The organism is uncultured Microbacterium sp., assembly GCF_913776565.1.
In the GTDB taxonomy this organism is placed as follows: Bacteria; Actinomycetota; Actinomycetes; order Actinomycetales; family Microbacteriaceae; genus Microbacterium.
Map to the genome: position 1 here is coordinate 1 of NZ_CAJYPF010000275.1, position 10137 is coordinate 10137.

The following is a 10137-nucleotide window of genomic DNA, read 5'->3' on the forward strand; positions in this document are numbered from 1 at the left end:
CGCCACGCCTCCCCGCGGTCTCGCCGCGGTCGGCCGGGGACATCCGGCGCGTCTCCCGAGACACAACGCAGGAGTTCAGCACCGACGGTGGGGCGGACAGGGGTGATCCCGCCCGTTCGCCGCGAAACTCCTGTGTTGCGGCGGCTCAGCCGGGAGCGGGGCCCGCCGCCCCCGCCGCCCCCGCCGCGACCCCGCCGCCGCGACTCGCTGGCCCGCTACCCGGGGGACACCGGGCTTAAGTTGCACACACCTGTGCACTTTCGGAGTACACTCGACCCGTGAGCATCCCCACCCGCCGCGACGCCGTCGAGAACCGCGCCGGCATCCTCGACGCGGCCACCGCCGCCATCGGGCACGACCCCCGCGCCTCGATCGACACGATCGCCCGCCGCGCCGGCCTCTCGCGCCGTGCGCTGTACGGTCACTTCGACGATCGCAACGCGATCGTGCGCGAGGTCATCGCCGCGGGGGCCGCCCGCTTCAACGCGATCGCCGACGACGTCGACGACACCGACTCCCGCGTCGCGCTCGCGCGTCTGGCATCCGAGCTCTGGCGCGAAGCAGCGCACGTGCAGGCCGCCGCGGCCCTCGCCCTCGACGACGCGCACCTGCCCGAGACCTCGGCGGCCCTCGCTCCGTTGCGCCGCCGCATCGACGCGATCGTGCGGCGTGGGCAGGAGGCGGGAGAGCTGCGCACCGACCTGCCGGCACCGACCCTGGCCCGCCTGCTGGAGGAGACCGGTCGCATGGTCGTCTCGCGGGTGGATGCCGAGTCCTCGACGGCGCGCGCCATCGCGGTGTGCGCCGTGCTGGGCATGGCCGGACTGTCGTGGACCGAGGCGCGCGAGATCCTCGCGCAGCACCCCGACCTGGAGGCGCAGGCTTGATGAAGATCGTCGTCGACGCCGTCGCCAAGGGCCGCAGCGCCCTTCCCGAGACCACGACCGCTTACGAGACGGGCACCGCGACCCTCGTCGTCGCGGAGACCGAGCAGCGTCCCACGGTGCTGGGCCTGGTGGCATCCGGACGCATGAAGGTCGACGCCGGCACCGTCACGATCGACGGACGCGCCGACCGCGGCGCGATCCGCCGGCGCGTGGCGCTCGTCGACGCCCCGATCGTGTCGGAGCCCGAACCGAACGTCACCGTCACCGGCGTCGTCGCCGAGGAACTCATGTTCGCCGGTCACGCACCGACGCCCTTCGCGGCCGCACGATGGCTCGAGCAGATCGGACTCGAGTCGATCGCGTCGCTTCCCGTGGGCAACGTCGACCCCGCCGCGCGCGTGCGCCTGCTGCTCGAGCTCGCGGCGCTGCGCACCGACGTCGAGGGCCTCGTGCTCGTCGCGCCCGACCGTCACGGGGGAGAACCCCTCGGGTGGTGGCGGATCGCCCGCGAGTTCGCCGAGCGCGGGTACGCCGTGCTCGTGATCGCCGGGCGCGCGTCGCGCACCGCGATCGACCTGCTCGACGACGCCGAGGAGGCGACGCGATGAAGATCCCGCAGATGATCACGGCCGAACTGCGGCGTCTCACCTCGACGCGCATGTCGGTGCTGGCGCTGATCGCCCTGCTCGCCGTGCCGATCCTCTACGGCGGCCTGTACCTCTGGGCCAACCAGGACCCCTACGGCAACCTCTCCAGCGTCCCCGTCGCGCTCGTCGTCGACGACCAGGGCGCCGAGGTGAACGGCGAGCAGCGCAACCTCGGCGACGAGGCCGCCGAGCAGCTGCTCGACAGCGACACGTTCGAGTGGCACCGCGTGTCGGCCGATCAGGCCGACGCGGGGCTGCAGGCCGGTGACTTCGACTTCATCGTGACCCTGCCGGCCGACTTCACGGATGCCGTGGCCTCGCTCTCGAGCGACACCCCGCGCCAGGCCGACATCGAGCTGCGCACCAACGACGCCAACAACTACCTCGCCTCCACCATCGGCACGCAGGCGGTCGCGAAGATCCAGACCTCGGTCGCGCAGAAGGTGATCGACGAGGCCGGGGGGACCCTGCTCGACGCCCTGCACGAGATCCGGGTGAGCCTCGTGGATGCCACGACCGGTGCCACGACGCTGGTCGACGGTCTGGGCACGGCGAAAGACGGCTCGACGCAGCTGGCGAGCGGGTCCACGACCCTCGCCGACGGCGCCGCGAAACTCGCCGACGGCAATGCGCAGCTGTCGGCCGGCGCGAACCAGCTGCGAGACGGGACCGCGCAGCTGCGCGACGGCGCCGCGCGCGTGGCGGACGGTGCGCAGCAGGTCGCGGGCGGTGTCGACCGCATCGACGCGGCCGCCCGCCAGGTCGGCTCCGTCGCCTCGGACGCGGCGGCGCAACTGCCCCAGGCGCGCGCCGACATCGCGGCGGCCCTCGCGAACGCCGGTCTCGATCAGACTCGGATCGACGAGATCCTCTCGCGCCTCGATCCGGTCGGTCAGCGTCTCGAGGCCGCGAACGGACGCGTCCAGAGCACCGTCGACCAGATCAACCAGCTCGACGACGGCGCCAGGCAGGTGGCCGCCGGCAGTGCCACCGTCGCGTCCGGCGCGGCGACGGCGGCCGACGGCGCCTCAGCCCTCGCCGACGGCGCCGCGATCGCGGCATCCGGAGCATCCGCCCTGCGCGACGGCTCCGCGCAGCTGCGCGACGGCGCGGCGCAGCTCGACAGCGGTATCGGTCAGCTCTCCGACGGGGCGACGCAGCTGCGCGACGGACTCGCCTCGGGTGTGGATCGGATCCCCGACGCCGACGACGCCACGCGCCAGGCCCAGGCGGCGGCGATCAGCGACCCCGTGGCAGTCGGCACGAGCTCGGTGACGAAGGCGCAGAACTACGGAGCGGGCCTCGCCCCCTTCTTCGCCGCCCTCGCCGGCTGGATCGGCATCTACGCGCTGTTCCTCATCGTCAAGCCCGTCTCCAAGCGCGCCATCACGGCTCTGCGCTCCCCCGTCCGCGTGACCCTCGCGGGTTGGCTGACGCCCGCGGGCCTCGGCGCCCTGCAGATGGTCGGGCTGTTCACGGTGCTCGCGATCGCGCTGCAGTTCTCGTTCGCGAATCCATGGGCCGCCCTCGGCATCCTGCTCTTCGCCTCGGCGACGTACGCGGCGATCGTGCTCGCGCTGAACGTGTGGCTCGGCTCGGTGGGGCAGTTCCTCGGGCTCGTGTTGATGGTGCTGCAGCTGGTGACGGCGGGCGGAACCTTCCCGTGGCAGACCCTTCCCGCTCCCCTGGCGGCGCTGCACCACGTGCTGCCGATGGGATACGTCGTGGATGCCATGCGCCAGGTCATGTACGGGGGAGACGTCTCGCGCGTCGGACCCGATCTGCTGGTGCTGGGCGCGTGGATGGTCGGCGGTGTGCTGCTCGCGGCGATCGGCGTGACGCGCATGACGCACCACCGCACGCTGCGCGACCTGCAGCCGAGCCTGATCGGCTGAGGCGGTCCGGTCCCTGAGCCTGTCGAAGGGACCGGCACCCCCAGAGCCCGGTGACGTCGACACGCTCAGCCCCCTCCCCTTGTCACATCGGCAGCCGCACCTCGAACACCGTGCGCCCGGGCTCGCTCTCGGCCGCGATGCTGCCGCCGTGCGCCTCGACGATCGCCTGCGCGATCGACAGGCCGAGGCCCGTGCTGCCGGCATCCCGGTTACGGGAGTCGTCGCCGCGCGCGAACCGGTCGAACAAGCGCCCCGCGAGCGCGGGGTCGATGCCCGGTCCGTCGTCGGCGACGCGCAGCACGGCCTCCCCGCCGTCGCGCGCGAGCGAGAGCGTGACGGTCGTGCCGGGCGGCGTGTGCACCTGCGCGTTGCGCAGGAGGTTCGCCACCACCTGCCGCAGACGGTTCTCGTCGCCCGTCACCGAGATGAGGTCGTCGGTGACGTCGACGCGCCACACGTGGGCGGCATCCGCCGCCTGCGCGTCGCTGACGGCGTCGACCGCGAGCAGCGTCAGCTCGATCTCCTCGCGGCGCAGGGGCTGGCCGGCATCCAGGCGCGCCAGCAGCAACAGGTCGTCGACGAGGGATGCCATGCGCGTGGCCTCCGACTCGATCCGGTCGAACGAGCGCGCCTGCGTCGGCGTCATCGGCGCGTCCTCGCCGAGCGACAGCTGCGCGTAGCCGCGGATGCTCGACAGGGGCGTTCGCAGTTCGTGGCTCGCGTCGGCGATGAACCGGCGCAGCTGGTCCTCGCTGTGCTGGCGGGCCGTGAGGGACGACTGCACGTGACCGAGGAGGCCGTTCAGCGACGCTCCGACACGGCCCACCTCCGTCACGGGGTCGGTGTCGGCGGCGGCCACGCGGTCGGGGATCTCGACGCTCCCGGCGGCGAGCGAGAGCGTCGACACGCGCTGCGCCACCTCGGCCACGCGATCGAGCGGGCGCAGGCTCCGGCGGACGAAGAGCGAGAGACCGAGAACCGCGATCAGCAGGGTCGCCGCGCTCACCGCGAGCAGGATGACGGTCAGCGCGGTCGTGGTCGCCGACACGTCCGCCTCGGAGTTGCCCGCGAACACCGTCGAGCCGTCGACCTCGGCCCCGGCGATCCGGAACGACCCGAGGTCGCCGCCGAGGTCGATCGTGACCGGGGTGCGGTCGGTCGGCACATCGGCCCGCAGCAGGGCCACCTGCTCTGCGGTCAGCTGCACCTGCGTACCGTCGCTGCGGGTGTAGTCGGAGGTGCGCACGGTGCCGTCGGCGGCGACCACCGCCTGCAGCGATCCGATCCGCGGCGCGGGGCGATCGGCATCCTGCCCCTGCCCCTGATTCGGCGCGGGTGGGGATCCGCCGCGGTTCTCGAACGACCCGCGCCCGGCCACGAACGACAGCCCCTCGCTCACCTGCTGATCGAGGCGGTCGAGGGCGAAGGAACGCAGCGACACGATCGTCGCGAGACTCATGACGACGAAGGCGAGCGCGACGAGCAGGCTGGTGCCGACGACGAGGGTGCGACGCAGCGTCCATCGCCGGCGCGGCGACGGATGCCGCGACCCGGCCGACGCGGTCATGACGCCTTGATCGCGTAGCCGACACCGCGCACCGTGTGGATGAGCGGCTCGCCGAGGGTGTCGATCTTCTTGCGCAGGTACGAGATGTAGATCTCCACCAGACTGCCGTCGCCGCCGAAGTCGTAGCTCCACACCTCGTCGAGGATCTGTGCCTTGCTGAGCACGCGGCGCGGGTTCTGCATCAGGTAGCGCAGCAGTTCGAACTCGCGCGCGGTCAGTTTGACCGGGATGCCGCCGCGCTCGACCTCGTACGCCTCCTCGTCGAGCGTGAGATCGCCGACGCGCAGGCGCGGGTCGGCGTCGGCGACCGCGGCGACGTGGCGCCGGGCCATCCCGCGCAGCCGCACGACGACCTCCTCGAGGTTGAAGGGCTTCGTGACGTAATCGTCGGCACCCGCCGAGATGCCCGCGATGCGGTCTTCGACGGCATCCTTCGCCGTCAGGAACAGCACGGGCGCGTCATTGCCCGCGGCCCGGACGCGCGCGAGCAACCCCATGCCGTCGAGCCCCGGCATCATGATGTCGAGCACGAGCAGATCCGGGTCGAAGTCGCGGATGACGGCGAGCGCCTCCTGACCGTCGGCGGCCGTGCGGGTGTCCCACCCCTCGTTCTGCAGCGCCATGCGCAGCAGCTCGCTCAGGTTGGCCTCGTCGTCGACGACGAGCGCGCGGATCGGCGAGCCGTCGGGGCGCAGCAGGGGGGCGGGTCGCGAGGTCATGGATGCCAGCATGCCCGCCCTCCGCGGTCCTGTCACGGCGACATAGGCGTTTCATAGACACCGTGAGGCGGCGGTGAGGGTGCCGTTCCTACCGTCACTCCGACGGCCGCACCCCGCGTCCGGAAGGAGAAGCATGTACGGCACCTACCTGCGGCGCGAACTCGCCGGCCGCACCAAACAGACCGTGATCGTCGCGGTCGGGCTCGCGATCGCGATCGCCCTCGTCATCGTGGTCAACGCCCTGTCGGCGGGCGTGCGCGACGCGCAGTCGCAGGCGCTGTCGTCGGTCTACGGCGTCGGCACCGACCTCACCGTCACCGGGGCGCAGACCCAGCCGGGCGAGGGCGGCGGCGGACCGCGCTTCGACTTCGGCGCCGACGACGGGGCCTCGAGTGACGGCACCACGACCCTCAGCCAGTCGCGCCTGATGACCGACAGGATGCGCGGGACGCTCGACGCCTCGACCGTGAGCACCGTGACCGGCCTCGACGGTGTGTCCGCGGCGACGGGCGCCCTGGCCCTGACCAACACGACGTTCTCGGGCGAGATCCCCGACCGCAGCGCCGACAGCGACACCGGCACCGATGCGTCGCAGGGCGGCGGCATGGGCGAACCCCCGGCGGGCGGACCCGGCGGCGACGGCGGCAGCGCCTTCGGCGTGGACTCCTTCAGCGTGCTGGGCGTCGACCCGGCGGCATCCGCCGGTCCCCTCTCGTCCGTCACGGTCAGCGAGGGTCGTGCCCTGGAGGCAGCGGATGCCGGAACGAACGTCGCCGTGATCGACGCGACCTACGCGGCGAGCGCCGGCCTCGATGTCGGGGGCACCGTCGACGTGGGCGGCACGGCGATGCAGATCGTCGGGATCGTCGCCTCCGCCTCAGCCGACGCCGACACCGCCGCGAACGTCTACCTCCCCCTCGACGTGGCCCAGACGCTCGCCGGCGTCGGCGACGTGGTGTCGACCGTGTACGTGCAGGCCGACTCGGCGGATGCCATCGACCAGGTGCAGAGCGAGATCACCGCGGCGCTTCCGGACGCGACCGTCAGCTCGCAGTCCGAGCTCGCCTCGACCGTCTCGGGATCGCTCTCGAGCGCGTCGACGATGATCTCGAATCTCGGCACGTGGCTCAGCCTCGTTGTGCTGCTCGTCGCCCTCGCCCTCGCGGTGCTGTTCACGATCTCGGGCGTCGCCCGTCGCACCCGCGAGTTCGGCACCCTGAAGGCGATCGGGTGGTCGAACGCGCGCATCGTCCGGCAGGTCGCGGGCGAGTCTCTCGTGCAGGGCCTGCTCGGCGGCGTCGCGGGCCTGATCCTCGGGCTCGGCGGCATCCTGCTCGTCAACGTCATCTCGCCGACCGTCTCGGTCGCGGCGAGCACCTCCGGCGGTCCCGGAGGGCAGGGGGGTCCCGGCGCCGGCGGCCCCGGCGGCTTCGGGCAGGCGGCGGCGCAGGCCACCGACATCGTGCTGAGCGCCCCCGTCACCCCCGTGGTCGTGCTGGCCGCGGTCGGCATCGCCGTGCTCGGCGGCGTCCTCGCCGGAGCCTTCGGCGGATGGCGCGCCGCTCGCCTCAGCCCCGCCGCCGCCCTCCGTTCGGTCGCGTGAGCGGCATCCCCCGTCCTTCGAAGGAGACATCATGACCCTCACCGTTCCCCCCTCCACCGCCACCGCATACCGCCTCACGAAAGTCGCGCGCACCTACCGCCAACGCGACCGCACCGTGCAGGCCCTCGCGGGCGTCGATCTCGAGATCGCGGCGGGCGACTTCGTCACCATCCAGGGCCCCACCGGGGGCGGCAAGTCGACGCTGCTGCAGATGCTCGGCGCGCTCGACCGCCCCTCGACCGGGTCGGTGACGCTCGACGAGGTCGACATCGCGACGGCCTCGAACGCCCAGCTGAGCCGCCTGCGCGCCGAGGAGATCGGTTTCGTGTTCCAGGGCTTCAATCTCATCCCCACCCTGACCGCAGTCGAAAACGTCGACATGGGTCTCGAGCCGCTGCACCTCGACCGTGCGGAGCGCGACCGGCGGGTCACCGAGGCGCTCACACGCGTCGGTCTCGCCGACCGTGCCGACCACCGGCCCGGGGAACTGTCGGGCGGACAGCAGCAGCGCGTCGCGATCGCCCGGGCCGTCGCCAAGCAGCCCCGCGTGCTGCTCGCCGACGAGCCCACCGGCAACCTCGACGAGAGCATGCGCGACGAGATCCTCGACGTGCTCGAGCAGCTCAACGCCGAGGGGCTGACCCTCATCGTGGTCACGCACGACTCGGCCGTCGCCCGTCGGGCGCGTCGCCGCCTGCGCCTGGCGAAAGGGGTGGTGGCCGACATCACGCACGGCTGATCCCACCGGCCCGGAGTCCTGCCTTCACCCGTGCAGGCCCCGGGTCTCCCGCGTGCGCCCCCCACCCCCCGGTCAAGGGGCTCACCTCCCTCGACGCCCACCCCCTACAGTCGGAGCACGCCGACCGGAGGGATGCCATGGCCGCCCGCAACACCCGACTGATGCGCTGCACCCCCGACGACCTCTTCGCCGTCCTGTCCGACGGATGGCTCTACCCGGTGTGGGTGGTCGGTGCGGCGCGGATGCGCGACGTCGACGGGGACTGGCCGCGCGAGGGCGCGCAACTGCACCACTCGTTGGGCGTGTGGCCCGTGATGATCCACGACCAGAGCGAGATCGTCGAGTGGGACCCGCCGCGGCGCATGCGCCTGCGACCCGAGGCCGGCATCCTGGGTCGCGGCGTGCTGCGCATCGAGGCCCGCCCGCACCCGGTCGGCATCGCCGTGACGATCGCCGAAGAGCCCGTCTCGGGGGCGGCGGCACTCCTGCCCTCGGTGCTGTGGAAGCCGTTGCTCGTGCTGCGCAACCACGAGTGCCTGAACCGCCTGGCCTTCCTCGCCGAGGGGCGGCGTCAGGAGCGCGAGGCACGCGAGCTGAACCACCGACGCCGGACCCCGGATCCCGGCGAGGGAACGCCCTCGCCCCAGGCGCAGCGCGACGCCCGCGACGCGGACGTGTGAGTCCCGCTCAGCTCTCCGGCCGCGTCTCGGCTCCGGTCGAGCCGGGCTGCTCCGTGCGGTGCTGCAGTTCGTCGATGAACAGACCCTCTTCATCGGTCGTGCGGTTGCGGTACGCCGCGCGCCCGACCATGTGAGCGGCCAGCGGGGCGGTCGCGAACTGGATGAGCACGATCGGGATGCCGAAGGCCACGACCTCCCACGCGCGGGCCGACAGCGCGACCGCGAGGACGATCACCAGCACACCCAGCACCTGCGGCTTGGTCGCGGCGTGCAGTCGCGTGGGGACGTCGCGCCACCGCAGCAGCCCGATGGTGGCGGTCAGGCACAGTACCGCGCCGATCAGCACCAGGACGAGCGCGACGGTGTCGAGGACGGCATCGAGGGTCATCGCGGGTTCTCCTTGCGCGCGACGAAGCGGGCGACCGCGATCGAACCGAACACCCCGATCGCCGCGATGATGAGCATCGCCGGCAGGGAACGCGTGTGGTGGTTGATGACCATGTCGGCGCCCAAGATGCACAGCACCTCGGTGAGCAGCACGTCGGCGGCGACCGCGCGGTCCAGGATCGACGGTCCGATCACGAGGCGGATCAGCGCGAGGACCGCGGCGACGGCGAACACGATCAGGATGACGGCGACGAGGGCGTTCACAGCAGGGTCCTCCCGTCGCGCGGGGTCTCGACGGCGTGGTGGGTCGAGCTGTCGGCGATGCGGGCGCGCAGCTCCTGCAGCTCTTCCTTCGAGCCGACCGCGCGCGTGATGCGCGCCTCCCACCCGAGCACGATGCGGCGCTGGTGCTCGGCATCCGCGTCGCTGCGCACCCCGATGGTGTGCAGGAACAGCGTGCGGTTCTCGCGATCGACGTCGACGATGAGGGATCCCGGGATGAGGGATGCCGTGACCGCCGTGTGCGCCATGATCACGTCGTCGTCGACGCGCAGGGGCACTGCGATGATCGCCGCCCCGGGCTGGCGTCGGAAGTCCAGCACCTGCCACGCCACGATGAGCGAACCCTTGACGACGGCGCCCAGGAACGTCACGACGAAGATCAGGCCGTACCAGAGGTTGATGCGACCCGAGAGCTCGACCGGGGGCAGCCGGAAGACGCGGGTGACGAAGACCGCCATCACAAGGCCGGTGACGAAGGCGAGCCACGTGAACTGCCCCCACAGCAGCATCCACAGGGCGATCAGCCACAGCAGGAGCGGCAGCTGGTGCAGGAAGAGCGACACCTGCGCGCGGCGGGTCGGGCTCATCGCGGGTCCTCCGCATCCTGCAGCTGCACGAGGGTGACCCCGCCGTAGATCCGCTCGCCCGCCCGCAGGCACGCGTCGAGCAGCGGTCCGGCGAACACCGTCAGCGAGAGGGTCACGATGACCATGCCGGCGGTGGCGACCGTC

Annotated in this window: 11 protein-coding genes; 6 read left to right on the plus strand and 5 right to left on the minus strand. The window is 72.4% G+C overall.

Annotation, left to right across the window (positions count from 1 at the left end; all coding sequences use genetic code 11):
- Positions 1-278: 278 nt before the first annotated feature.
- From QZ433_RS14880 to QZ433_RS14890, 3 genes are read left to right on the plus strand one after another with little or no spacing between them, the layout of a single operon-like run.
- Complete coding sequence (locus tag QZ433_RS14880) at positions 279-887, plus strand: TetR/AcrR family transcriptional regulator (protein WP_295784933.1); 609 nt, start codon at positions 279-281, stop codon at positions 885-887.
- Positions 887-1495, plus strand: a complete 609-nt coding sequence (locus QZ433_RS14885) for a hypothetical protein (protein ID WP_295784936.1) — start codon at positions 887-889, stop codon at positions 1493-1495. The genes QZ433_RS14880 and QZ433_RS14885 overlap by 1 nt, the downstream gene beginning before the upstream one ends.
- Entirely contained in the window at positions 1492-3429 is a 1938-nt protein-coding gene (locus QZ433_RS14890) for a YhgE/Pip domain-containing protein (protein ID WP_295784937.1), read from the plus strand. The genes QZ433_RS14885 and QZ433_RS14890 overlap by 4 nt, the downstream gene beginning before the upstream one ends.
- 82 nt (positions 3430-3511) lie before the next feature.
- On the opposite strand, the gene QZ433_RS14895 is transcribed toward QZ433_RS14890, so the two are convergent.
- Positions 3512-4996, minus strand: coding sequence for a HAMP domain-containing sensor histidine kinase (locus tag QZ433_RS14895; RefSeq protein WP_295784939.1), 1485 nt, complete (start codon positions 4994-4996; stop codon positions 3512-3514).
- Entirely contained in the window at positions 4993-5715 is a 723-nt protein-coding gene (locus QZ433_RS14900; protein ID WP_295784957.1) for a response regulator transcription factor, read from the minus strand. The genes QZ433_RS14895 and QZ433_RS14900 overlap by 4 nt, the downstream gene beginning before the upstream one ends.
- A 133-nt stretch (positions 5716-5848) precedes the next feature.
- Between QZ433_RS14900 and QZ433_RS14905 the strand changes: the two genes are divergently transcribed.
- The 3 genes from QZ433_RS14905 to QZ433_RS14915 all read left to right on the plus strand — a co-directional run bounded on the left by QZ433_RS14905 (position 5849) and on the right by QZ433_RS14915 (position 8737).
- Positions 5849-7318, plus strand: a complete 1470-nt coding sequence (locus QZ433_RS14905; RefSeq protein WP_295784959.1) for an ABC transporter permease — start codon at positions 5849-5851, stop codon at positions 7316-7318.
- 31 nt (positions 7319-7349) lie between these two features.
- A complete protein-coding gene (locus tag QZ433_RS14910) occupies positions 7350-8057 on the plus strand; it encodes an ABC transporter ATP-binding protein (protein ID WP_295784961.1) in 708 nt (235 codons plus the stop codon).
- 137 nt (positions 8058-8194) lie between these two features.
- Positions 8195-8737, plus strand: a complete 543-nt coding sequence (locus QZ433_RS14915; RefSeq protein ID WP_295784963.1) for an SRPBCC family protein — start codon at positions 8195-8197, stop codon at positions 8735-8737.
- 7 nt (positions 8738-8744) lie between these two features.
- Here the strand turns inward: QZ433_RS14915 and mnhG are convergent, their stop codons facing one another.
- The 3 genes from mnhG to QZ433_RS14930 are packed head-to-tail and all read right to left on the minus strand — an operon-like array spanning position 8745 to position 9993.
- On the minus strand, positions 8745-9125 hold the full coding sequence (gene mnhG / locus QZ433_RS14920; protein ID WP_295784965.1) for a monovalent cation/H(+) antiporter subunit G: 381 nt from the start codon (positions 9123-9125) through the stop codon (positions 8745-8747).
- The gene (locus QZ433_RS14925; RefSeq protein WP_295784967.1) at positions 9122-9388 is read right to left on the minus strand and encodes a monovalent cation/H+ antiporter complex subunit F; all 267 of its coding nucleotides are present in this window, start codon (positions 9386-9388) and stop codon (positions 9122-9124) included. Before QZ433_RS14925 ends, mnhG begins: the two co-directional genes overlap by 4 nt.
- Positions 9385-9993 (minus strand): Na+/H+ antiporter subunit E, encoded by a 609-nt coding sequence (locus QZ433_RS14930; protein ID WP_295784968.1) that lies wholly within the window; start codon positions 9991-9993, stop codon positions 9385-9387. The genes QZ433_RS14925 and QZ433_RS14930 overlap by 4 nt, the downstream gene beginning before the upstream one ends.
- Positions 9994-10137 lie beyond the last annotated feature (144 nt).